Annotated in this window: 20 protein-coding genes; 10 read left to right on the forward strand and 10 right to left on the reverse strand. The window is 50.4% G+C overall.

Annotation, left to right across the window (positions count from 1 at the left end; genetic code table 11):
• Positions 1-9 precede the first annotated feature (9 nt).
• The 4 genes from ACFSUS_RS08530 to ACFSUS_RS08545 all read right to left on the reverse strand — a co-directional run bounded on the left by ACFSUS_RS08530 (position 10) and on the right by ACFSUS_RS08545 (position 4033).
• Positions 10-591: a Uma2 family endonuclease gene (locus tag ACFSUS_RS08530; protein ID WP_381521544.1), complete on the reverse strand. Its 582-nt coding sequence runs from the start codon at positions 589-591 to the stop codon at positions 10-12.
• 53 nt (positions 592-644) lie between these two features.
• Positions 645-1622 (reverse strand): AAA family ATPase, encoded by a 978-nt coding sequence (locus tag ACFSUS_RS08535; RefSeq protein WP_381521545.1) that lies wholly within the window; start codon positions 1620-1622, stop codon positions 645-647.
• 73 nt (positions 1623-1695) lie between these two features.
• Positions 1696-2544, reverse strand: coding sequence for a peptide chain release factor N(5)-glutamine methyltransferase (prmC, locus tag ACFSUS_RS08540; RefSeq protein WP_381521547.1), 849 nt, complete (start codon positions 2542-2544; stop codon positions 1696-1698).
• A gap of 148 nt (positions 2545-2692) precedes the next feature.
• Entirely contained in the window at positions 2693-4033 is a 1341-nt protein-coding gene (locus ACFSUS_RS08545) for an erythromycin esterase family protein (protein WP_381521548.1), read from the reverse strand.
• Positions 4034-4175: 142 nt separating this feature from the next.
• Here ACFSUS_RS08545 and ACFSUS_RS08550 point away from each other — a divergent pair, with 142 nt between their 5' ends.
• Genes ACFSUS_RS08550 through ribD form a run of 3 tightly spaced genes read left to right on the forward strand, consistent with a single transcriptional unit; the run spans position 4176 to position 7114 of the window.
• Entirely contained in the window at positions 4176-5312 is a 1137-nt protein-coding gene (locus ACFSUS_RS08550; RefSeq protein ID WP_381521550.1) for a sensor histidine kinase, read from the forward strand.
• Positions 5313-5324: 12 nt separating this feature from the next.
• Positions 5325-6062: a LytR/AlgR family response regulator transcription factor gene (locus tag ACFSUS_RS08555; RefSeq protein ID WP_381521552.1), complete on the forward strand. Its 738-nt coding sequence runs from the start codon at positions 5325-5327 to the stop codon at positions 6060-6062.
• Between the two features lie 11 nt (positions 6063-6073).
• On the forward strand, positions 6074-7114 hold the full coding sequence (gene ribD / locus ACFSUS_RS08560) for a bifunctional diaminohydroxyphosphoribosylaminopyrimidine deaminase/5-amino-6-(5-phosphoribosylamino)uracil reductase RibD (protein ID WP_381521554.1): 1041 nt from the start codon (positions 6074-6076) through the stop codon (positions 7112-7114).
• Here ribD and ACFSUS_RS08565 read toward each other — a convergent pair whose 3' ends face one another.
• The 5 genes from ACFSUS_RS08565 to nagA form a co-directional block, all read right to left on the reverse strand.
• Positions 7115-7336 carry a hypothetical protein gene (locus ACFSUS_RS08565; RefSeq protein ID WP_381521556.1) on the reverse strand — a complete coding sequence of 74 codons (222 nt, stop codon included), beginning with the start codon at positions 7334-7336 and terminating at the stop codon, positions 7115-7117.
• A 12-nt stretch (positions 7337-7348) separates the two neighbouring features.
• Entirely contained in the window at positions 7349-7498 is a 150-nt protein-coding gene (locus tag ACFSUS_RS08570; RefSeq protein WP_381521558.1) for a hypothetical protein, read from the reverse strand.
• Positions 7495-7734 carry a hypothetical protein gene (locus tag ACFSUS_RS08575; protein ID WP_381521560.1) on the reverse strand — a complete coding sequence of 80 codons (240 nt, stop codon included), beginning with the start codon at positions 7732-7734 and terminating at the stop codon, positions 7495-7497. Before ACFSUS_RS08575 ends, ACFSUS_RS08570 begins: the two co-directional genes overlap by 4 nt.
• A 179-nt stretch (positions 7735-7913) precedes the next feature.
• A complete protein-coding gene (locus tag ACFSUS_RS08580) occupies positions 7914-10907 on the reverse strand; it encodes a TonB-dependent receptor (protein WP_381521561.1) in 2994 nt (997 codons plus the stop codon).
• 363 nt (positions 10908-11270) lie between these two features.
• Entirely contained in the window at positions 11271-12455 is a 1185-nt protein-coding gene (gene nagA / locus ACFSUS_RS08585) for an N-acetylglucosamine-6-phosphate deacetylase (protein ID WP_381521563.1), read from the reverse strand.
• A gap of 108 nt (positions 12456-12563) precedes the next feature.
• On the opposite strand from nagA, the gene ACFSUS_RS08590 reads away from it, so the two are divergent.
• On the forward strand, positions 12564-13844 hold the full coding sequence (locus ACFSUS_RS08590; RefSeq protein WP_381521564.1) for a 3-phosphoshikimate 1-carboxyvinyltransferase: 1281 nt from the start codon (positions 12564-12566) through the stop codon (positions 13842-13844).
• A 43-nt stretch (positions 13845-13887) separates the two neighbouring features.
• Here the strand turns inward: ACFSUS_RS08590 and ACFSUS_RS08595 are convergent, their stop codons facing one another.
• A complete protein-coding gene (locus ACFSUS_RS08595; protein WP_381521566.1) occupies positions 13888-14661 on the reverse strand; it encodes a DeoR/GlpR family DNA-binding transcription regulator in 774 nt (257 codons plus the stop codon).
• Positions 14662-14957: 296 nt separating this feature from the next.
• Here ACFSUS_RS08595 and ACFSUS_RS08600 point away from each other — a divergent pair, with 296 nt between their 5' ends.
• The 6 genes from ACFSUS_RS08600 (at position 14958) to ACFSUS_RS08625 (ending at position 25475) form a co-directional block, all read left to right on the forward strand.
• Entirely contained in the window at positions 14958-18083 is a 3126-nt protein-coding gene (locus tag ACFSUS_RS08600) for a SusC/RagA family TonB-linked outer membrane protein (protein ID WP_381521568.1), read from the forward strand.
• A gap of 14 nt (positions 18084-18097) precedes the next feature.
• A complete protein-coding gene (locus tag ACFSUS_RS08605; protein WP_381521569.1) occupies positions 18098-19642 on the forward strand; it encodes a SusD/RagB family nutrient-binding outer membrane lipoprotein in 1545 nt (514 codons plus the stop codon).
• A 7-nt stretch (positions 19643-19649) separates the two neighbouring features.
• Positions 19650-22019 carry a glycoside hydrolase family 20 protein gene (locus tag ACFSUS_RS08610; protein WP_381521571.1) on the forward strand — a complete coding sequence of 790 codons (2370 nt, stop codon included), beginning with the start codon at positions 19650-19652 and terminating at the stop codon, positions 22017-22019.
• 53 nt (positions 22020-22072) lie between these two features.
• Positions 22073-23719, forward strand: coding sequence for an alpha-L-fucosidase (locus tag ACFSUS_RS08615; RefSeq protein WP_381521573.1), 1647 nt, complete (start codon positions 22073-22075; stop codon positions 23717-23719).
• 160 nt (positions 23720-23879) lie between these two features.
• A complete protein-coding gene (locus tag ACFSUS_RS08620; protein WP_381521575.1) occupies positions 23880-24356 on the forward strand; it encodes a RidA family protein in 477 nt (158 codons plus the stop codon).
• Positions 24357-24359: 3 nt separating this feature from the next.
• On the forward strand, positions 24360-25475 hold the full coding sequence (locus ACFSUS_RS08625) for a D-TA family PLP-dependent enzyme (protein WP_381521577.1): 1116 nt from the start codon (positions 24360-24362) through the stop codon (positions 25473-25475).
• Positions 25476-25535: the final 60 nt, after the last annotated feature.

Here is a 25535-nt window from a genome sequence, read left to right on the forward strand (position 1 = left end):
CGTGCCGGTTTATGCGAAAACTCGACTGTGTGCCACAATGAGATCCGGAAAAATGCGGCACGGTATCTCCTCTGATTCGTAGATGTCTACCAACGCGTACTCTTCGTTTTCGAGTGTATACACATTAATGGCTTTTTCCTTCGGTTGTACGATCCAGTATTCGCGGACGCCCGATTGCTCGTAGAGGTGAAACTTTTCATCGAAATCTTTCTTGGCTGTGCGGGGCGACGTAATCTCGATAATCCAATCCGGAGCGCCGAGGCAACCGTCGTCGTCTAACTTGGCCGGATCACAAATTACACTGATATCAGGCTGCACAACCGTGTAAATCTGTTCGGGCTTTTTCTTGTTCTGAACTGGCAATCGTACGTCAAAAGGTGCATCATATACTTGACATTTTTTACCATCAAGGTGTTGACGAATGATGTACGATAAGTTACCCGACGCGCTTTGATGCATTCGTTTCGGCGCTGGAGACATCCAGTATATCTTTCCCTTAATGAGCTCAACGCTTTCGTCGAACTGCCATTTCAGGTAATCGGCGTAAGTGTACGTTCCTTTGGGGTCGAGCTGGGAGATGTCGGTAATCATCGTTTACAGCGTATCGTATCTTTATGCAAATCTAACGAATCAGGTTGTACAGCTTAGCGCCCGATAGCCACCTTCCGCAGAATAGAATCAATGACCTGCAAAGGGGTAACGCCGTCCGCTTCGGCTTCGTAATTGAGCATGATGCGGTGGTTGAACACGTCCGGCGCCACTTCTTTGATATCCTCTGGCAAAACATAATCGCGTCGGTCAAAGTACGCTAATGCCTTCGCGGCTAAGTTTAGGTTGATGCTAGCGCGGGGCGATACGCCAAATTGAATATAACGGGCTTCGTCACGTAGGTTATACTCCATCGGGCGACGCGTAGCAAAGACTAGTTCAATGATGTAACGTTCGAGCGTTTCGGAGATCGTGATACCGTTGATTTCGTCACGAATGGCGACCAGGTCATCTTTACCCAAAACGGGTTGAACTTCGTAATCAAAGTTCATATTCGACATCCGACGCATCACTTCCAGTTCATCTTCTTTGCTCAGGTAGTCCACAAAGACTTTCATCATGAAACGGTCGACCTGGGCTTCGGGCAGGGGATACGTTCCTTCCTGCTCGACGGGGTTTTGTGTCGCTAATACCAAAAACGGGCGGTCGAGTACAAACGTTTCTTCGCCAATGGTTACCTGTTTTTCCTGCATCGCTTCCAACAAAGCCGCCTGGACTTTCGCCGGTGAACGGTTCACCTCGTCGGCCAGAATCAGGTTCGCAAAAATTGGCCCTTGTTTGACTTCGAATTCAGCCGTTTTCTGATTGAAAATCATGGTACCGATCAAATCGGCGGGCAGCAGATCGGGCGTAAACTGAATACGTTGGAAATCCAGTTCCAGGACTTTAGCCAGTGTATTAATGGTCAATGTCTTAGCCAGGCCAGGAACGCCTTCCAGCAAGATATGCCCACCGGTGAACAGCCCAATCAGCAGCCGATTGAGCAGTCGATCCTGTCCAACCACGACCTGGCTCATCTCATTGAACACTTCGCGGATTTTAGTATGGTAGGTAAATGATGTCGCTGCTTGCATTGGTGCAAATTTTCCGTTTTCATCCTCAGCTTACGGGTAGTTACCCCTAAACTGAGGACGAAAAACCCATCAACTAAAAAGTAGCCCGGATACTACGGTCTTTGCCGTGTATATCCTTGTACACCTGAATTTTGGTAAAGCCACGTTCGGCAAAAACCGCACGAGTAGCTTCGCCGAAACGTTCGTTAATTTCAACGTAACAAGCCCCATCTTTCGTCAGATGACGAACGCAGAAATCAGCAACAGCCTTAAAAAAAACCAGTGGATCGTTGTCTTCGACGAATAAGGCGAGACCGGGTTCGTAATCCAGTACGTTACGATCCATACCGGCGGCTTCGGAACGGGTTACGTAAGGTGGATTGCTCACTACACAGTCAAACTTGTTCGTGTAATCGGCCGGTACGTTCAGAATGTCCTGAAGCTCAAACGTAACGTCGGCCTTGAGGTTCTGGGCATTACGTTGCGCCAGGGTTAGCGCTTTGTCAGAAACGTCCCAACCCGTTACGACCGATTGGGGCAGAAACCGCGCTAACGTAACGGCAATGCATCCGCTTCCGGTACCAATGTCTACGATAGGCACATCATCAGTACGGTCGGCAAAGTCGTGCATAATCAGCCGCACCAGATCTTCTGTTTCAGGTCGGGGAATTAAGACATCGGGCGACACTTCGAACTCTAATCCGCAAAAAATCGTGGTGCCAATCACATGCTGAATCGGCTCTTGTCGGTTGAGTCGCTCCAGTATTTTGAACCAGTCGGGTTCGGTGCGATTAGGGGGCAGGGGTTTGTCAGTGAGTACATCAGTCTTGCGCAGGCCGAAGTAGTGATCGAGTAACATAAACGCCATCTCCCGCGCTTCTTCAGGCGGGTAGGCCGTGATGTTCTTGCTTAAGCGTTCGTATAGCGGTTTGGCGGTGGCCATTCGGTCAGGTCGAGTAATTTTGTCAAAAATAGGGAAGATTTCTATTACACAGAGATGCACAGAGACGACATAGAGTGCACAAAGTGAGATAAATAAATTTCTCCGTGTGCCTCCGTGCCGTCTCTGTGCATCTCTGTATCACAATTCCCTACGGTATAAACGTCGCGGCTTTGGTGTTGCGAATGAACAAATACGCATCGTACATCTGGTTCAACGGAGAGCTTTTGTCATGGCTGCGTTTACCATTATCTGAACCATAGCCTATTACTCGATTTGACAGGTTTGTATTCATCTTATTCCAATTGACTCCATTGACGTAAAATGCGGGTGCATCGGCTTTGGCGAGTTGGGTTTCCCACAACGTATCGACGGGCGTTTCTAATGGAAAGGATTTCATCTGGCTGGCATGGGTGATAAACTGATCGTCTGTGGCGGCAAACGTGCCATTCGCTGTACCCGTACCCAGCACAAAGTATTGACCTGGCAACTTGCGCTCAATAAAGCCCCCCATACCGCCGACTGAGTTATTATAAACAGGTTTACGAGACACATGTGCGTCGTGCGCCCAGATAATGAGCTTATCACCCGGTTTCGCCATAATTCGCGTGGCCATTACCGCCATTGCGCTGTCGCGGTTGCCCCGGCCGCGACCAGTTTTCAGATATGTATAGCCGCCCTCACACTGCATCCGGATGTTTTCGGTTAGCCTGGCTATCGTACTACGCTGTTCAGATGAAAGTTTAATGGGGCGAGTTAATTTGTCAATGCGAAGTGCAGCTTCGTATGCTAATAACATATTCTCGTTCGATACCGTATCGGAAAGATTATACTCACGTCGGTTCGAGTTATACCACATTGAGTCGCGAGCAGAAGCTAATTGTCGGAGCTGATCACATTGCACATTGATTAATTTATTATTTAACAAATTTGTTACAAGCGTCAAAGCTTTAGCGTCGGGTTTCATGAACATGTGGTCCAACCCGCCGAAACTGATCGGCCGTTTGTGCGTTTTGTTGTACGTCTGCATCCAGGTAAGCAGTTCTTTCACTTCCTCATTGCGCCAGATCGCAATCAGGTGCTGTTTCATCAGGGCGTCGTAGTCGGTGCGGCCCTGTTTGAGGGCTTGATTGAGCAAGTACGAGTCGGCGTAATCGTTCTCGAACGCTACGTTGGTAAAACCTTTTTCCTCGACCAAAATTTTGGTGATCCAGTAGCGAACCTTGTAGAACTCGCTCGTGCCATGAGTGCCTTCGCCCAACGAAACCACCTTCTTCTGGGCCATCTCCTCAATCAAGGGCATAATCTGTCGCCGAAACTGGGCGAAATCGTTGGTGTTGATCGGAACGGCCTTTCCGTTTAGCACAGTTACCGTAGCTGGCGGGCGATTGTCGATTTGTTTGGATTCAGTGACAATCCAGAAACCAGTAGCAAACGTCAGGGCAGTGGCCAGTAGCCATTTCAGCGTGTTCATAATCAGATAAAGTTTCATGGTTGACATTCAGTAGGGGCATTACCCAATTGATATGTCAAAGGTGCGGCTGCAAACGGGCGTGTGAAAAAAGCTTATACGAAAGCCTAGTTTCGCGATACGAATCGTCCGATTCGCAGGTGGTTTTATTTAACTTTGAGGAATGCTATCATCCAAAATCTTAGCTCGAATCATATTTAGGCGCCCGTTATGGCGATGGCACCTTACGGCCTGGCTAATTTATCTGATCATTGAAAACGGGCTGTTTCTGTTGGGTACATGGGGGCATTCTGATGCTCCAGTGCGAATAGCATTGATTCGCTCATTGACCACATTTCCATTTGTCATTGCGCTATTCTACATCAATGCCCACTTCCTCATCGAGCGTTATCAACCGCAACGGGCCTGGGATCGGCTTACGTTGGCTACTTTGTCGTTACTCGTTGGCTTTGCCGCTTGTCGGTTGATTCTGTATCGATATGGTCTGGAAAAGCTAGGCGTCTTCGACGCCTTCGAGCCTTACGGTCCATACTCGTTCTTGACCGAACACTTTTTCCTCGACACACTGTGGATTGGGCTGCAATACTTACTATTCAGCTACGGCTACTGGTTTGCCAGGCATACGCTACGGCTCGAACAGGAAAAACGACAGCTTCAGGCCGACCTCTTTACCTCAGAGCGGGCGAAGCTGCAAGCTGAGCTGACCTTTTTGCGTAATCAACTAAATCCTCACTTTCTGTTCAATACGTTTAATTTCCTGTATGCCGAAGCTATGAACTGCTCACCAAAACTAGCAGATTCGGTCTTGTCGCTCACAGTCATGATGCGGAATATTACCGAACTGGGTCGTAAGCCGCTTATTCCACTTAGTCACGAACTGGAATACATTCATCACTACCTCAATATCCAGTCATACCGGTTTGAAGAGCAGATGAACCTGCGCTTTCGGGTTGAGGGGGAGGAGTTCGCTTCGTTGGTACACGTACCGCCGTTGCTATTTATTTCGTTAATCGAAAACGTATTCAAATACGGCGATCTTAGCGAGGCTACCGACCCGGCTGACATTCACTTTTATATTGGGGATGAAGGCGTTCGCTTTCATTGCTACAACCGAAAAAAGGACTTGGCTGGTCGAAGGGAAGCCAGTAGTGGCGGTGTTGGGCTGACAAATATTCGGCAGCAACTGCATCAGTATTTTCCAGATAGTTGCCAACTTACAATTGATGAGTCAGCAACGCATTACGTCCTTAAGCTTGTGATCGGTACAACCAGGTCGGCGCTGGTTTCGACAAACACATAACCTCTGTACAATATGTTAACTTGCTATATTCTGGACGACGAACGGGCTGCTGTTGAGGTGCTTAAGCGTTATGTGAGCGATACGCCCGAGCTGATACTGGGTGGCTTTTCGACCCATGTGCTGGAGGCTGCGCAGTCCCTAAAAGAGCGACCAGTTGATTTATTGTTTCTGGATATAGAAATGCCTAAGCTGAGCGGTCCTCAGTTTATGGAGCTGTATGCCCAGCAGACGGGGGTTATTTTCACAACGGCTTACAGTGATTATGCTCTGGAGGGGTACGAGCGGGGCGTAATTGACTACCTCATGAAGCCAATTACGTACAGCCGTTTTCTTAAAGCAGTTGAAAAAGCGCAAAAGCAGTTGAGCGTAATACAAGTTGAGCCTATACCCGTATCTACACCGTCGAATGACGATTTTATCTTCGTCAAAACAGAGCACAAAGGCAAATTTCGAAAGATCAATCTGAATGATATTGTGTATGTTGAAGGCCTCAAGAATTACGTCTCTATTAACACTAAGCAGCGCGAGCAAATTGTTATTTATATAGGGATTACCGAGCTGGAAGCTAAGCTACCGTCGAACCGATTTGTACGCGTACATCGGTCATACATCATTGCGTTGGACGCCGTACTGAGCATCGATGGTAATGAGATCTACCTCAAAGACGCCCCCCGCATCCCAACGGCGGGCAGTTATAAAGATGACCTGTTCCGGCGTTTGGAACACCACTTCGTACAGAGTAAGCGATGAACGAAACCTTCATGCGTCGAGCCCTCGAGCTGGCCACGTTGGGCCGGGGCCATGTCAGCCCCAACCCCATGGTTGGTTGTGTGATCGAACACCAGGGGCGTATCATTGGCGAAGGCTGGCATCAACGCTACGGCGAGGCTCACGCTGAACGTAACGCTGTCCTGTCGGTTCGGCCGGAAGACGAGCATCTGTTGCCCGAAAGCACGGCCTACGTAACCCTCGAACCGTGTTCGCATTACGGAAAGCAGCCGCCCTGCGCTGATCTCCTGATTGAAAAGCGGGTCAGACGGGTTATTTGTTGTAACGACGACCCCAATCCACTAGTGTCGGGGCAGGGGTTTGAGAAGCTAAGAGCGGCTGGAATTACCGTTGAAACCGGATTATTAGCTGAAACAGGGCGGGTGCTAAACGCTCGGTTCTTTACGTTTTTTGAGCAACATCGTCCCTACATTATCTTAAAATGGGCCGAGTCTGCTGATGGTTACATTGCCGCAAAAGGCGAGTCTACTAGGGAAGGTAAACCGGTTCAGATCAGCGGGCCGCTAAGCCAACGTCTGGTGCATCGCTGGCGGGCCGAAGAAGACGCCATTATGGTCGGTACGAACACCGCCCGCACCGACAACCCCCGCCTGAACGTACGGCTCTTTCCCGTGTCGGATGGGAGCCCGGCGAACCCAACCCGGATTGTTATTGACAAGCAGCTCCAATTATCTCCGGACCTGAATCTGTTCGATGGTTCACAGCCGACGCTGGGCTACAATTTCATCAAAACAGAAACCGTTGGCCAAACGACATACATCCAGCTAAGCCCCGATAAACCTTTTCTGCCGCAGTTGCTCAATGATTTGTACGAACGCCGGATACAATCTGTGCTGGTTGAGGGCGGAACGACATTGCTGGAATCGTTTATGGATGCCGGTTTATGGGATGAAATGCGGGTCTTTCGTAGCCAGAAAATATTGCTTGGTGGAGTGAGAGCGCCAAGAGTGCGGGGACGATTAGTCAGCCGAGAGCTGATAGGAAAAGATGAATTGAGTACGTATCGGCCGTGATTAAGCAGAGGGCTGACTTTGTAAGATAGCCGCCATCGTTTCCATATTTACGTCTTCGTTAAAAGCGGCCTGTATTGGAATAGTAAAACCCGGTAAGGCGAAACTACTGATATGCCCCTGGCTGGCTTTTAGAATCAATTTGTACTCACCATCCACCAAGTGGTATTGTTCGATAAATAACTCATCCGCATCAATGATCCAGTATTCTTGGACACCATGCACCTGATAATCATCCTATTTAATGCCCCGGTCGCGTTTGGCTGTTCCATCCGACAAAACTTCAATAATTAAATCTGGAACGGGAAACAAGGTCTGTTTCTTGTCAAATAAATCCGCTTTTGCCCGCCCGAAAAAGCAAATATCGTTGCAGGTTAGCGCCGTCATGATCTTCTCAACGCCAACAAAGCCAAGCTTGTGCTTACGGACATATATGTATTAAAAAGTTGGTAAAGGAAACCGGTTACTTCATTATGCATCTTCTTAACCGGCCAATGCATCACAACGTCACCATTGATGAATTCAAGCGCCCGGCGGCCCGGTTTAAACTCATCTGTGATGTCATTATAGAACGCTTCACGCTTCTTACGTTCCTCATTCAAAGCCGCCTGAATCTCTTGCATGATCAAATAAGCATCGGGGTACTCCAAAATCTGTTCAACTATAATGTGGTGTATGTGTAGTACGGTGGTAATGAACGATCAATATACAAACGAAGTCAAAATATTGAAAGTTTGAGGCAGGTCTAACGCAAAAACGCCAGGACCATAGCCCCGGCGTTTTTGTAACGTATATTTATTGATTAAAACTGCACGTTGAGTCGAGCGTAGTAGTAAGCCCCCTGAAAACCCATTTGGTAATTGTCGTAGGCAAACCGGCCAGAATCCGTTAAGTCGGCACGGGTCCGGGTGGGGTAGGTGTTGGTGACGTTATCACCCCCAATCGAGAGCCGGACGGCTTTTAGCAACTGATAGCCAACGCTCAAATCCAGTGTGGTTCGGGCACCGAGTTGATAATCGGCATAGGGCGACGTAATATCTTCGGTTTCGTGGTAGTTACTGTAGTACTGTACGGCTCCGTAATAAATGGCCCGGGCCATCGCCGAAAACGGTCCTTTCTGATAAACAATCGAGCCAATATACTTCTGACGGGGGCTACCGTGCTCAAAGCTGCCGCGGGAGTTCCGGTTGAGGTAAATGTCGGATAAATACTGTGCCCGGAGGGTTGGATCGGTAGGGAGCTGGTTGTCTGCGCCGATGTTCAGATTCGCTGGATAAACGCGGGTGAAAGCCACCTGATTCCAGTTGGCGGCCAGCGAGTAGGTAAGCTGTCCGGCACCGGCACGGGTCCGGTAATTGGCGACCAGGTCAATGCCTTTCGTTTCTACGTCAGCCGCGTTCGTGAAAAATTGAGCGATACCATCGGCCGTAATAATGCTTTTGAGATTACCCCCAATGTCGCTGCCCGAGAAGCCGCCCGTCTGAATGATTTTATCACGAATCTTGATGTAATATGCGTCGGCTGTTACCTCTAATCCGGAAGCTGGCTGTGAAGTCATTCCAAAACTTATGTTTGTGGAGCGCTCCTGCTTGAGCTTCGGAATGCCCAGGGCTTTGGCTGCGGTGCTGCTGTTGGTGAAATACCCCTGATCGAATGGTACACCACCCGGAGTGAAACCCGTTGATGTTTGAGCATAGTACAGCTCCTGTAAGCTCGGCGCGCGGAAACCAGTACTAATCGAACCCCGTAAAGCAAACACGCCGGGAATGACCGAGAAACGGGTGGCCAGTTTGCCCGTCAGGACATCACCAAAATCACTGTAATTTTCATAACGACCCGCCAGGCCAATCATGAATCGCTTCGTGAGGTCGATTTCTATGTCGGCATACGCTGCCATGACTGAACGGAACGCATTCGCCTGCTGATCGGGAGCAAAGCCACGGAAGCACTGGCAGTTCGGCGAATACCCTTTAATGTCGACAGTGCCGCCCCGGTATGGAATAATGAGATCTTCGTAGGTCGTTGTCTGGGTGCCGTCTGGATTAGTGACTACTTTCTCGGCTTTTACGTCTTTATTGACGCGCTGGGTATAATTGAAATTATCTTCGGGCGCGGTGAACGTACCGTAGGGGCCTTTTGTGTACGATTCAACCTGGCCGGGTGTAATCTGATAATTTTCGACGCGCATCTCGGCCCCAAACGCAATGTTCATGCTCTTGAGTACGCCACCCATTGGCTCACTATAGAGTCGGCTAAGGGCGATGTTAGTCGTGTTCTGCGTGAAATTGTTGTCACCCAGCCGCATGGTTGTGGGCGTAGAGGGTCCGTACGACGCGTTCATGGTGTTAACCATACCGTATCGGAATATGCTCGACCCAAAGCTGTTGCTGAAGTCAAGGTCAAATCCGCCCGCACGGCCCCGAATGCCAACTGTCAACGATTTGTCCGATACGTTAGATGTTAGTTGTGGCAGGAATCCGTTCGGGTACAATTCGTTCAGAAACCGGTCTTGCTGGCGAGGAAAACGATAATAACAGCCACTCAACGTATTGCGATAATTGAGGCCTCCAAACGCGTAGAATTCGGTGCCCTTAGCGCTCAGCGGAATGCCCATGTTCATGAAAATTGTACCATTGTCGACTTTGCTTAAGCCATTGATCATCTCGTAGCTTTTGGGAGTCAGCCCACGGGCGGCCTGTAAACCCTTATCGGTACGAAGGGCTGCATTGTCGGGATTAGCTATAGCTTCTGGATTTGTAATGATTGGTGTTCCGTCGGCTTCTTTACGCGTATTATTCAGATAGCTGGCGTCAAACACTTCGCCCGTGTAGCCGCCTTTCGGAACACGGCTGGTGCTTCCCTGCTTGCTCAACTCGAACGTTAGATTAATGAATCCCCCTTTTTCACCCAGCGCAAAGCCATAGTTACCCATAAACTGCTGCAAGTGACCGTCGGTACCGAAGTCATCAATGTCCTTGTTTTTGGCGAGCCCTACGTTGGCGTAAAACCCCGTGTTGTACATGCCCGAGAAAACGCCCACGCTTTTCTTTAACTCCATATTGACTACACCTGCAATAGCGTCGGAGCCGTATTGCGCGGCCGCGCCGTCGCGTAGAATTTCCACCTTTTCGACGGCTGCCAACGGAATGGTTCGCATGTCTACAGTTGTTGATGGCCCCGCGTTGTTAGCCACCAGCAATAACGACGACGTATGCCTTCGTTTACCGTTCAACAGCACCAGGGTCTGGTTAGGCGGCTGGTTACGTAGCTGTACCGCATCAACGTGCGAAGCCAGGTCCGCGCCGGGAATCTTCAGTGAGTTGAACGAAGGAGCAATTTGCTTCAAAAGCTGCGATAGCTCCGTCTGGGGCATCGTCTGCGCCAGTTTAGAGACCGCAATCACATCAACTGGGGCGGGGGTATCTAGTTTCGTCCGGCTGCTGTTCCGCGAGCCAATGACCACCAATTCGGCCAGCTGTTTCGTGTCCGAGATTAGACTGACGTCCAATGTATTACTTGTGCCAAGTGCTACTTCCCGGGTGGCAAAACCGATAAACGAAAACGTCAACGCTCCACCTTGTTCGGGCACGGTTAGTTTATATTCACCGTTCGCGTCGGTAGCGGCACCTGTGCTTGTGCCCTTCAGCACTACGTTAACGCCCGTGATGGGCGTGTTATCATCCTGAGCCGTAACCCGTCCTGAAATGGTTCGTTGTTGAGCCATAAGCGGATAGCTGAGCAGACTGGCTATCAAAAGCAGAAGGGCTGTGAAGCGCATAGGTAATGGGTTTTTCATGGGTTGTCGTTTAGCTTGTTATACGTCAGATAAAAGAGTTTTACTAATTGATTGACAGGCTATTGAGGTGAATTTTTGGCAAATAAGTACCCGTAACCAGTTTAGCCGGTTTTTTTTGAACGCCATAAAAAACGTAGGGTACTAAGGCAAATAGTTGAAATGAACTTGACTCAACCTTCGCTTAACTGATTTCCAGATTAAGGTTAAACTATTTCTTATATGTGTGGTATTATCTACTGGCATTGGTCAAATATGCCAATTAATATAGTATGAGTAAAGCGAAGACTAAAATTAAATATTGAATTATTAGAACAATACAACATAAAATTGTATAGCTGCTATATTGCGCCTATTATTCTATTGTCAAGCCCGCGTTTCACCTGATGACCATACGGCTTTAACGGCTAGTCGCTGGTCAAGGCGGACCAGGTTAGCAACGTAACCCGATTGAATTTTTCCCAGAACATGCCCTAAGTTGATAATCTCGGCCGGTACGGTAGAAGCCATTCGCAGGGCATCAGTCAATGACAAGCCCGCCCGTTCAACACATAGCCGGACACAGTCAATTAATGTAATGGCCGATCCGGCCAGTTTTCCTTCATCATTTACATATCGGCCCGGCCTGGATTGGCTAGAGCCATTTATATCGGGTTCAAAATGAACCACAAACTGACCGAGGGTAAAAGAAGGGCGGGGCGGGTTGGCAAACAGCGCGTCAGAGATCAAAAACAAACGGTCGCCTAACAGCCGACGGGCAATACGAGTCGTGGCTAAATCGCAGTGGTAACCATCGGCGATAATACTGGCCCGTACGTTGGGGTGATCGAATACGGCACCCACTACGCCTGGTTCGCGGCTTTCAAAACCTCGCATGGCGTTATACAGGTGCGTAGCTAACGGAATGCCCGATTCAAAAGCGTCCATAGCCTGCCGATAGGTCGCGTTTGAATGGCCAAGCGATAATAACGTATTGGCATGTTTGCGCGCCTGAATCGTTTGGCGTTGTTCAGGTGTCAGTACTTCGGGCGCTAGCGTTAGAATTCGAATCACATCCGCATTGGTAGAAAAGAGCGCTTCCAGTTCACCTTCGGCGGGTGTTCGCACAAAGGCCGGACTATGCGCACCGCGTTTGATGGGGTTGAAATAGGGCCCTTCGAGGTGAATGCCCGGTACGCCGAAGGGATTTTCGTTCCGCACTACCTGTACAGCAGCCATCGCCTGCTGCATAATATCGAGCGAGGTTGAATGGATTGTCGGTAATAAGGTAGTGGTGCCGTTGCGGGCGTGGGAGTTATAAATATGTCGAACGGCTTCGGGAGTAGGTTGCTCATTCAGAAAGATTTCGGAGCCGCCGTAGAGCTGTAGATCAACCATACCTGGAACGAGGTAGTCGCCGTTAAGGTCGATGATCGATGCGTTATCGGGCACATCACTAAGAACGATATTTGCCGTTGAGACTTCCTGAATTCGACTATTGTCGACGCGCACCGATGCGCCGGTTAACCATTCAACACCGGTGAAGACGGTGGCATTTACAAAGTAATTCATCGGATGAGATAAGTTTCGAGGAGGCTTATAAGCCCAACATGGGGGGAATCTACCAGTATTTTTGTTTTTTTGCGAACTAATTCGAGCCTGCAATAATCTGTCTATCTCTTGAACGCCGTTCGTTTAACTCCTCCTGCCAGCCCTGTTCGTGACCAGTCTGTCCGTGCTTCCATTCCGCTGGCTTCGTCAAAAAGTGAAAGTAACCGTGCCCTGATCATCGACGCCCTAACCGGCTTTGGCTGTGAGTTGCAAAACCTGTCAACGGCCCGCGACACGCAGACTATGATTCGGCTGCTTCATTCGGGAGATTTCACAGCCGACGTTCTGGATGCGGGGACAACCATGCGCTTCCTAACGGCGTATTTTGCCGTTACAGGTCAGCACAAAACGATGACTGGCACCCCCCGCATGTGCGAGCGCCCCATCGGCATTCTGGTAGATGCGCTACGGACGCTAGGCGCGGATATTACGTATCTGAAGAATGACGGCTACCCACCCCTGCAATTAAATGGGTTCCGTGCCTCCGAAATCAATCAACTAAGCATTCGGGGCGATGTGAGCAGTCAGTATATATCGGCGTTGCTCATGATTGCACCCATGTTACCGCAGGGGCTGACCCTTACCTTAACCGGCGCGGTTGGATCGCGACCCTACATTGAAATGACCATTGCCCAAATGGTTTATTTCGGAGCCGATGTTCAGGCTGATTGGCAGACAAACACAATTACTGTAGCGCCGAAGCCCTACATCGCCAAACCCTATCAGGTCGAATCGGACTGGTCGGGAGCCAGTTATTGGTACAGCGTAGCCGCCTTGGCTCAGGACGAACAGGCGGAGATTGAATTACTTGGTCTGAAAGAAAACTCCCTGCAAGGTGATAGTGCCATTGTAGCTATCATGCGGTCGTTCGGTGTCGAGAGTACGTTTACCGACACCGGTGTTCGGCTAACCAAGCGACCGGCGGAAGCATCGCTTAGCTGGGACTTCACTGATTGCCCCGATCTGGCTCAAACTGTTGCGGTCTGCGCAGCGGTGAAAGGCATTACGCTGACCTTGACAGGTATAGAAAGCTTGAAAATCAAGGAGACCGATCGGGTAGCCGCGTTGCAGGCCGAATTACAGAAGATTGGTGCCGAGTTGGTCGAAGTGGAGACCAATCATCGTTACGAGGTACGCACCACAACGCTTAGTTCGCAGCCCCATGCCCCACTCATTCACACTTACGACGACCACCGCATGGCCATGGCCTTCGCTCCGGTAGCCATGCAACGTGAAATCATAGTTGAAGAACCGGGGGTGGTTGCTAAATCCTATCCATCATTCTGGAACGATATGGCGCAGGTCGTAACCGTGACCGAAGTGCCAAATAGCGCCAACGCAACGGTGTAAGGAATCACCACGACGTTCGCTTGCGATGATGGATAAGTAAAAGTTACAGAAACTGAGTAATGCCAGTCCGGTACGGAGTAAGTAGTGAAGAATCAGCCGGTAGCTCGGTGACGAGGTAATCAATCTGGCTTACGTCAGCAATCTTCATCCGCATCACCGTATTCATTTTTTCGGAGATAGCTAATATTGCAATTTTTGCAGAGGCTTTAATCATCGCTTTCTTGGCCTGCACTGTTTCCCAATCGGAGTCTGTAAGGCCTTCTCTGGAGTCGATGGCGTTGGTACCCATGATGCAAAGGTCGGCTTTTAGTTCTGACAGGCGCTGGTAGACCTCTCCACCGACGCTCATCTGGCTATACCGGGAAATCTGGCCACCAATCAGAATGATCTCCAGGTTAGGCTTATCCATCAATTCTACAGCCGTCAAGGGGTTAACGGTGATAAACGTAGCTTTCAAATCATTCGGAATCAGCTTTACCAGCTCCCGAATGGTTGTGCCGCCACCGATCAGAATGAACATGCCGTCTTTCAATAAGCTAAGTGTTTTCTCCGCTATAGTGCGCTTACTCTGATGCGCATACGTTTCCTGAAGCGATGACGCATGATGGTAAGCCTTCGACATGACTCCTCCTCGAATCTTGATGACCTGCCCCTCTTCGGCTAAATCGTTGATGTCCCGACGAATGGTGTCTTCCGATACCTTTAGCGTATTCGCTAAATCACCCAAATAGATTCGGGTGTGTAGATTTACTTCTTTCAGAATTAAGGCTTTACGCTCATCCTTGAGCAGACCTATAGCAGTATCTATTGCTTGCATCAGCTGATTCAACAACTTGAAAAAACACTAATTTTTCAGCGCTCAATATTAAGGGCGCGCCTTGTATTTACCTAACATCATTGCATAATATGCAATCACGCTAAGCAGATAAAACAAAATATGGGTTTTTGAACCCAGTAGAGCATACATCAACGCATAATTCGCATAAAAATAAAATATAATTTGCAAATATTGTTTTTTGCATCCATAATTGAGCAAATTTTGCAGACAATTGTTGCAAATTGTGCATGAAGTGCTAACAGATATAACATAATCTCTAACTTATAACAACCAGTATGACTTATCCACTACCAACTCATTGGGTACGCTTCAACAAGCTCCTTACCGGGCTTTTACTGTTAAGCATGCCAGCGTTGGCCCAAACAATCACTGGAAAGGTGACCAACGCAAACGACGGATCAACGTTACCGGGCGTCACCATCCTTGAGAAAGGTTCTGCGAAAGGGACCGTAACGGATAGCGAAGGTAAGTATTCGCTTAACCTATCAGGTCCTCAGGCAACCGTTGTTTTCTCATACATCGGCTTTTCGGCGCAGGAAGTAAGCGTTGGTGGACGATCGGTTGTTGATGTTGCCTTAAAAGAAGATGCCACTCAATTGGGCGAAGTCGTCGTGACGGCGCTGGGGATTGCCAAAGACAAGAAAGCCCTGGCCTATTCGGTGACGGAGGTAAAAGGAAGTGATTTTACCCAGGCTCGCGAGACTAATCTGGCCAATGCCTTAAGCGGTAAGATTGCCGGGGTTAACGCATCCGGATTGTCGACAGGTGCGGGTGGCTCAAGCCGCGTCATCATTCGGGGAAACGGCTCACTGAACGGCAACAATCAGCCGCTCTACGTTATCAACGGAATGCCGATTGATAATACATCGCCCGGAGGCAGTCCAACGACAAATGGGGGTGGACTCAACGTAGACCGGGGCGATGGTATTGGCGGGATCAATCCAGATGACATCGAAACGATCAGCGTATTGAAAGGGGGTACCGCTGCGGCCTTGTATGGTTCGCGGGCGGCCAACGGTGTTATTCTGATCACAACCAAGAAAGGCCGGGCACAAAAAGGAATTGGCGTCGACTACAACTCAACCCTCATGTTCGATTCGCCAGCGGTGTTTCCTGACTTTCAGTATGAATATGGACAGGGAGACGGGGGCGTAAAACCAACCACTCAGGCGCAGGCCGTTAACTGGGGACGCCGGTCGTGGGGGACGAAAATGGACGGTCAGCCGTACATCGCCTTCGATGGCCAGCAGCATCCTTATTCGCCACAGAGAGACAATATCAAGAACTTCTACCAAACGGGGTCGACATTTACCAACACGGTGGCGCTCAATGGCGGCAGCGAAACCATTAACTTCCGCTTTTCGCTGGCGAACGTAGATAACAAAAGCATTTTGCCTAATTCGACCTTCAACCGGAAAATTGGCAATCTGAACATCAACGCCGTGCTCAGTAAACGACTTTCGCTCGAAACGGTCGCGCAGTACAACCTGGAGCAGGCCAACAACCGACCAAGCGCGGGCGATGCACCCGGTAACCCCAACTGGGCAGTTTATATGGTCGCGAACACGGTAGACATCCGGCAATTGTCGCCGGGGTATGACGCTACGGGCCGCGAAACCCAATGGAACGAAACGCCCTACGCGTCGAACTCGTATTTTGTCGTGAACCGATTTAAGAATACTGATACGAAGAATCGTTTCATTGGTCAGGCCAACGTAAAGTTCAACCTGTTGAATAATTTGTACCTGCGGGGTAGCGTCAGCCGCGATTTTTACAATTTCCGCTCAGTTGGTATTATTCCAACCGGAACGGTGTACACCAATAACTCAGCGGGCGAGTATCACGAAATAAACTCATCGGTTGCCGAAACCAATTCGCTGCTGACCCTGAACTACAACACGACATTCCTGAAAAACTTCGGCCTGACAGCGCTGCTCGGCGGCAATAAGCGGACGTATAATCTGAACGAAACCTACATCGATGGAACCCAGTTTATCATCCCATTCTTTTACAGCTACACCAACCTGACATCGTTTACGACGCGTCCGGTTAACCAGAAAACGGTGACCAATTCCGTATTTGGCTCGGCCGACCTGGACTATAAAAACATTGCGTTCTTAACCGTAACCGGCCGACAGGACTGGTTCTCAACGCTCAGCCCGCAGAACAACAGTATCTTCTACCCGTCGGTGGGCGGTAGCTTAGTGCTATCGCAGGCCGCCCGGATGCCGACCTGGGTTAGTTTTGCTAAGCTACGTGGTTCGTGGGCGCAGGTGGGAGGGGCAACGCCCGATCCGTACATCCTGAATCAAACCTACAGCATGGTACAGGGTGGTCACGACGGACGCCCGCTCCAGCAGGTGACCCAGTCGAATGGCGTAAACCTGGTCACGAACTCGAGCCTCCGGCCATTGACGTCAACGACCTATGAGTTGGGTATCGATACTAAATTCTTTAATAATCGGCTGGGACTTGACCTGACGTTCTACAACCGGAAAACCACCGACGACATTGTTCGGACGGCCGTTTCGGGAACGACGGGCTACCAGAACGTGCTGCTCAACATCGGGCAGGTTAACAACCGGGGTGTCGAAGTGCTGGTGACGGGTACGCCAGTGAAAGCCCGGAGCTTCGGCTGGAACGTTAGCTACAACCTCGCGTATAACAAGAATGAAGTGATACAGCTGGCCGACGGGCTGAACACCATCGAAGTGGCCAGCAGCGTAGGTGGATGGGCGTTTATAAACAATGCGGTTGGGCATCCCTATGGCGTTATCAAAGGCTATACAATGGCTAAGGATGCCAATGGAAACGTGATCTTCAACACGTCGAACGGCTATCCGCAGCGAAGCGCCCTGACGGAGCTGGGGCAGGGCGTTCCTCCGCTCACAATGGGATTGAGTAATACATTTACGTACAAAAACTTCTCGCTGGATGTCTTGATCGACGGTAAGTTCGGTAACAAAGTTTTCTCGACGATGGACGTGTATGCCACGCGCTTTGGCCTGCACAAAAACACCTTGCCTGGCCGCGACAACGGGTTAGCTGTATCGGGCGTAACGCCGGAGGGAAACCCTTATTCGGCAACAATTCCGGTATCGGGGCTACGGCTGTACTACGACAACCTGAAGAACTACACCGATCTGTTTCTATACGACGGTAGTTTCGTGAAAATGCGGCAGGTCGTCCTCAATTATAACATCCCCGTCAAGGCGCTTCGGTTTGTCAAACTTCAGGGCGCGTCTATATCCTTCGTGGCTCGCAACCCATTCATCCTCTATAAAAAGACGGACAATTTCGACCCCGAATCGAGCTACACCAACAGCAATGCCCAAGGCTTCGAGGCTTTCGCATTGCCTCGTACGCGTAGCCTTGGCTTTAACCTGATGGTCAAATTCTAATCGCATTCCTGATCATGAAGACATTATTTTCGACTAAACACCTGATCCGTACGGCTGCCGTAACGCTCACGATGGCCGGTCTGACCGCCTGCGACAAAGGATTTCAGGAACTAAATATCAATCCCGACGCATCGACGGTTATCACGCCCGCTTACGTATTTACGAAGGCGCAGCTCGATGCCATGAACAATAGCTATTACTCGACTGGCGTCGTATCGACTGGCGGGGCTATGCAGCACTACGCTACGTATAAAGACGTGCCGGGACTCGGCGATAAGTACTACTTCCAGCAGGGCGGTTACCCGTACGATTACTTCACGAGTGCTTACCCGTCGGCAGTGAACGAAACGGCCGAGGTGATCCGGGCCGTATCAACCGACCCGAATAATGTTAATTTACTGTCCGTAGCCCGGATCTGGCGTGTATATATTTTTCATCGCGTCACAGACCTCTACGGTGATATTCCCTACAGCGAAGCGGCCAAAGGCTACACGAACAATTTGTTTACGCCTAAATACGATGCTCAATCCGCCATTTACGCAGATATGCTGAACGAACTCGATCAGGCCATTCAGGCGTTTGACCCGACAAAACCTACGTTCGGCACGGCTGATCTAATCTACGGGGGCGACATCGCTAAATGGAAAAAGTTTGCCAATTCGCTTATGCTACGTTTGGGTATGCGCATGACTAAAGTTAATGCTGACATGGCAAAAACGTGGGTACAGAAAGCAATTGCGGGTGGGGTCATTACGCAGGATGCCGATCTGGCGAAGATCAACTACCTCTCAACCGGGCAGGATTTTAACAAAAACCCGTACGCGGTTGCTATGCGGGCCAACGATTATGGAGCGGGCGACGGCGATGCGAATACCGAAGGCGGCAAGCTGGCCAAAACCCTGATCGATGCGCTCAAAAACACGGGTGATCCCCGTCTGAACGTCATTGCGGTGGTTTGGAACAACAAAGTCCCCGACACAACGACGACTCTTCAGAAAGGAATGCCGAACGGCCTGCTTGGTAAACCCGCTGATTTTAAAACGTATTCGGAGCCAAACCCAAATACGGTACTCCGCTACGATGCTCCGGTATTAATCCTGACAGCCGCTGAAACTAACCTGCTACTCGCCGAGGCAGCCCTGCGAGGTTGGTATACGGGCGATGCCGCCATGGCTTATGCTAACGGAGTAAGCGCTGGGATGCGTAACTGGGCCCTGTTTGGCAGTGGAGGAGCAATTGCACCTACCAAAATCAGCGCGTATCTAACCCGGAACCCGTTCCTGAGCAACGGTACCCTGGAGGCTAAGCTAGAGCAGATTCATACGCAAATGTGGGTCAGCTTGTTTCCGGACGAAGTAGAAGTGTATTCTAACTGGCGCCGGACGGGCTATCCTAAGCTGACCCCGGTCAACATTGTCGGTAATATTACGGGCGGGACCATTCCCCGCCGACTCCTCTATCCGCCTACCGAAGAGAGTATCAACAATGCTCAGTTTTCAGCGGCTGTTGCCCGGCAGGGCGCTAACCTGCTGACCACTCGGGTCTGGTGGGATAAATAGGTAACTAATGAAATTGTACCAAGTACTTGGGTTTTTCTTTCTTCTCAATCAGATTGGCTGGGCCACCCTTTGCGCCCAGCCAATTTCTACTACGTCGGGCCCTACCGTGCCGGGCCTTACCACGCCGGGCCCTACCGTGCCGGGCCTCATTCCGGTGCCGGTGTCGTACACACACCAGCCGGGTGCTTTTCGGGTTTCGGCCAGTACTTCCATTGAAGCCGACCGTCAGCTCTCGGGGGAGACCGCTTCGTTTTTGCAACAGGCTATTGAACAGCTAACTCGTTACCGACTGCCCATCGGTCAACCGGCGCAACCAAACGCGATTCGGTTACGCATCGACTCAACGATGATTACCCAGCGGGAAGGGTATCGTTTAGTAGCCGCGCCCGGCGCTCTGACTATAACCGGCCACGACAAAGCGGGTGTGTTTTATGGGTTACAAACGCTGGTTCAGCTGCTGAATCAGGCAGGCCCATCGTATGGAATCGCCAGTTGTCAGATTGATGATTACCCGCGTTTCTCGTATCGGGGTATGCATCTGGATGTTAGCCGCCATCTTTTTCCGGTGTCTTTTATCAAGAAATACATCGATCTGTTGGCGTCGTACAAGTTCAATACGTTTCACTGGCATTTAACCGATGATCAGGGCTGGCGTATTGAAATCAAGCGGTATCCGGCCTTGCAGCAAAAAGCGGCCTACCGCTCCGAGACGATGATTGGTCATAAAAAAGAACTGCCTCACCGCTTTGATGGCAAACGGTATGGAGGCTATTATAGCCAGACGGAGGTCAAAGACATTGTTCGGTATGCCGCACAACGGCACGTAACGGTCATTCCCGAAATTGAAATGCCGGGTCACGCCCTGGCGGCTCTGAGCGCCTATCCGCAGTTCGGCTGTCTCAAACCCGACGGCAGACCCGGTGGACCGTACCAAACTGCTACCTTCTGGGGCGTCTTCGACGATGTTTTCTGCGCCGGTACCGATAGCACCTTTACGTTCCTGGAAAACGTACTGGACGAAGTAGTTACGTTATTTCCTTCTACGTCTATCCACATCGGCGGGGATGAATGCCCTAAAACGCGCTGGAAAACCTGCGCCCGCTGTCAGGCTCGTATCAAAGCCGAACACCTGAAAGACGAAGACGAACTTCAGAGCTATTTCATCCGCCGGATCGAGCAACACCTCAACAAAAAAGGGCGGCAGATTATCGGCTGGGATGAAATCCTGGAAGGTACCGGGCCATCGTTACGGTTATCGCCTACGGCAACTGTCATGAGTTGGCAAGGTACTCAGGGCGGTATTGACGCCATGCGCCAGAAACGCAAAGCCATCATGACACCCGAAAGCCACGTGTATTTTGATTACTACCAATCGCTTTATCCCGAAGAACCGCTAACGGCCGCTGGCTACACGCCCCTGAGCAAAGTCTATGCGTATGAGCCGGTTCCGGCCGAAGTCACCGCCGGGGAGGCTGCTTACCTGACGGGTGTTCAGGGGAATGCCTGGAGCGAATACATGGACAGTCCTGAGAAGGCGGAGTACATGATTTTTCCGCGCGCCCTGGCCGTGGCCGAAATTGCCTGGAGTCAGCGGTCGCAGCGCAACTACACCGATTTTTTGCGTCGGCTGCGGTTGCAGGAACCCATGCTCAGCCGCCGAAAGATTAATTACGCCAACCGCTTCGATGAAGTAACCGATACCGTAACCGTAAGCAACAATGGAACGGTGCAGATAATCTTGACGACCACCTTACCCAATGCCGTTATCCGCTACAACACCGATGGAACGATTCCTACTAAGGATAGTCCTGAGTACGACCGACCGCTGACGATCAGTACCAGCGGTGTTGTGAAAGCCGCCGTCTTTAAAGACAGCCAACAGCACGGGCGTGTCTTCCAGAAAGAGTTTACCATCAGTAAAGCCACCGGCAAGCCCATTACGTTTACGTACCCGCCTAAAGGCAACTACCGACCGGCCAGTATGCTGGTGGCTATCAATGGCGTGAACGGCACAAGTCGCTATAACACCGGCGAGTGGCTCGGCTTTCAGAGAAACGATGTGGAGGCCGTCATTGATTTGCAAACCGTCCAGACCATTTCGCGGATTGGGACGCACGTTCTCAACTACCACTGGCAACGCATGTGGGCACCCACGCAGCTTCGATTTGCCGTTTCCGAAGATGGGAAGACGTATCGGGATGTCTACGAGCAAACCCAGTTCTCAATCAACGGTATCAATCCCGTGGAGGCCAAATTTAAGCCGGTCCATGCACGCTACGTTCGCGTTCAGGCGATGAACAAAGGTATCATTCCGGCGGGCGAATACGGTGCCGGGACGAATGCCTGGCTTTTACTCGATGAGTTTATAATAAATTAAGTACGGACGAGGCTTCGGTTGCCGTCTGTAGTCGTTTTACCAGTTCACGTACCATGCGCATTCTTTGTTTTCTTGTCTTTCTATTACTAAGCCCATTCGTCTCCGACCTAAACGCCCAGATTGGAGCCAACCATAATAAGCCCGAACGCGAAGAATGGCTCAAAGACGCTGGTTTTGGCATGTTCATTCACTGGAACGTCGATACGCAGTTGGGCATCGTTATTAGCCATTCACTAGTGGGTGCATCACCCGACTATGTAGAGCGGTACATCAATGAGCTGCCCAAAACCTTTGATCCGAAGGATTGGAACCCCGAACGACTGGTGATTCTGGCCAAAAACGCGGGTATGAAATACATCATGTTTACCACCAAACACCATGCGGGCTTCTGTATGTGGGACACCAAAACCACCGACTTCGGTGTCATGAACACCCCCTACAAGAAGGATATTGTTCGGCAATACGTCGATGCCTGCCGCAAATGGGGACTCGCCGTCGGCTTCTACTACTCGCCCGAAGACTTTGTGTTTGCCTACCGCAACGGCATGAAAGACATCACCCGCAACGACCATTGGGAGAAGGCAAAGCCCTTCCACGCCAAGTATAAGCAGTTTGTGGAGGAGCAATGCAAAGAGCTGATGACCAACTACGGGCCTGTCGATTTGTTCTTTATCGACAGCGACGTACTGCGCGAAGAGGTGAAAGCGACCGTCTGGAAATACCAGCCGAACTGCCTCATCACCCGTGGGGTGCTGCAAACGCCCGAGCAATACCTACCCGGCGAAACGCTGACGACGGCCTGGGAAAGCAACATGACAATGGGCACCGACTGGAGCTACAAACCGACCAACGATCACTACAAATCGGGCACCGAACTGATTAACGTGCTTATCGAATCGCGGGCAAAGGGTGGTTCATATTTGCTCAACATCGGGCCAACGCAGTGGGGTGACCTGAACGAAGGCCAGCAGGGACGGCTAATGGAAATTGGTGCCTGGCACTTTATTAATCACGAAGCCGTGCATAATGTGCGGCCCTGGATTGTACGCAACGAAGGGGATGTCTGGTTTACGAAGCAAAAAGACGAAAACACGGTCTTCGCTTATCTGACCAACATGCCCGACTGGCCGCGCGGGCAACGCCGGACGTTCCTGCTCAAGTCCGTAAAAGCGACCGGCTCAACCGAAATCAGCGTACTGGGCCAAACGGGAAATATTGTCGAGTATCAGCCCGCAAATGATGGGAAAGCACGTTTCAAACAAACACCCGAGGGGCTGGAGATTTCGGTGGTGCGGGCGCAACGAATTTACAATAACCATAAGTGGCCCAACCCGATTGTTGTCAAGCTGAAGAATATCGCTCCGGCGCTCGAACCCGCTCATTTTAGAACGGTAAAAGCCGAAAAGCTGACCAACGGCAATCTAAAGCTGACGGCCGACCTGACCAAGCCAGGCAATGGAAACAACTACCGGCTTGGCTTTGAGTATCGGCCGGTGCAAAGTTCGCTCAACGAAGAGTTTAACCAGAAATGGACGGAGACGGATATTTACCCGGTCGCTAAAACCGGCGAGCAGAGCCTGGAAATTGTGCGGGGAAATATTCGATCGTACGACGAAATCGAATACCGCGCCATTTTGTATCAGGACGGCCTCAAAATCGAAGGCAATACGATGAAGATTAGCCAACTGAAGTTGGAATAAGCACTGGCTTGCACGTAATAGCAAACACCAGTGCTTAATCTACATGAAAGTAAGAAAGCGCTTATTTGGCCTTATAAAAAAGTTAATCAACTCAACCAGAAAGCGTCATGGATTGGCGCAGCACTACTCAAACAGTCAATCACTACTACGTACAACAAACATGCAAACCACAGTACTTACACCCGACGAAGCCTTTGCCCAAACCGGCCTCTCTTTACCGCCTGCTCCTAAACCACTGGGCGTTTATAAGCCGTATCTGATCGACGGCAAATACCTGTACGTTTCGGGGCACGGTCCCGTACAAAATGACAAAAGCCTGATCATTGGCCGGATTGGCGCTGACATGGACATGGAGCAGGGCAAGTTAGCCGCTCGCCAGGTTGGACTGACAATTTTATCGACCATCAAAACCAACTTAGGTAGTCTCGACCGGGTGAAACGGGTAATCAAAGTGTTGGGCATGGTTAATTGCACGCCCGATTTTGAACGGCACCCTTACGTTATTAACGGTTGTAGCGAACTCTTCGCCGAAGTCTGGGGCGAAGAAAACGGCATTGGCGTACGGTCGGCGGTGGGATTTGGCTCGTTGCCCGATAACATTCCAGTCGAGATTGAAGCGTTGTTCGAACTAGCCTGATTCATGGAGCAAACACCCTGGTATTTCATTAACGATGTTACGGAGCTGGACAGTCCGGCATTAGTTGTTTATCCGGACCGGGTTCGGCAAAATATTTCGTTGCTGATACGGTCCATTGACGACATCAGCCGGTTGCGACCGCATGTCAAAACGCACAAATCAAGAGAAGCTACGCAACTGATGATGGCGGCTGGTATCCGCAAATTCAAGTGCGCAACCATTGCCGAAGCTGAGATGCTGGCCATGGTGGGTGCCCCTGACGTGCTACTGGCTTACCAACCTATTGGGGCGAAACAACATCGGTTCATTGAATTGATAAAAACTAATTCTTATACTCAGTTTAGCTGTTTGGTCGATAACCTCGTCACTGCACAACATCTATCAGATTTGGCAGTAGAAGCAGGTATGGTAATCCCGGTTTATATCGATTTGAATGTGGGAATGAACCGTACGGGTATCGCTCCAGATGAAGCTGCACTGACGCTTTACGAAGCCCTGGCTGAGTTAGAAGGTGTACGGCCTGTAGGGCTACATGCCTACGATGGGCACATTCGAAATCCGGATATTGACCTGCGTACGGCCGAGTGCGATGCTGCTTTTCGACCGGTGCAGCAACTCGCCGAAACGCTGACCGCACGAGAGTTCGATAAACCTGTTATAGTAGCTGGCGGAAGCCCAACCTTTCCGATTCATGCTAAACGTACCGGTGTTGAATGCAGCCCCGGTACGTTTATTTACTGGGATAAAGGCTACGGAACGATTCTTTCCGAACAGCCATTCCTACCCGCAGGCTTGGTTGTAACACGGGTTATTTCGTTGCCCGATCCGACGAAGATTTGCCTGGATTTAGGGCATAAATCCATTGCCGCTGAGTCGGAATTAGCGCAGCGTGTTACGTTCCTGAATGCGCCTGAATTGAAGGCTATTGGCCAGAGTGAAGAGCATCTGGTTATGGAAGCCGGGAAAGGACACTCGTATCAGATTGGCGACGTGCTGTATGGCCTACCGAACCACATCTGCCCAACCTGCGCCCTCTACGAACGGGCTCACACCATCGAAAAGGGAATAGTGACTGGCGAATGGCAAACCATCGCCCGAGATCGTATTATTTCTGTATAAGGTATTCGGTTCACTGTCGTGTTGAGGCTCTTGCTTTGCTAGTACCTTAGCACGACAGCG

It is taken from the genome of Spirosoma soli, from assembly GCF_042684525.1.
Lineage (GTDB): Bacteria > Bacteroidota > Bacteroidia > Cytophagales > Spirosomataceae > Spirosoma > Spirosoma soli.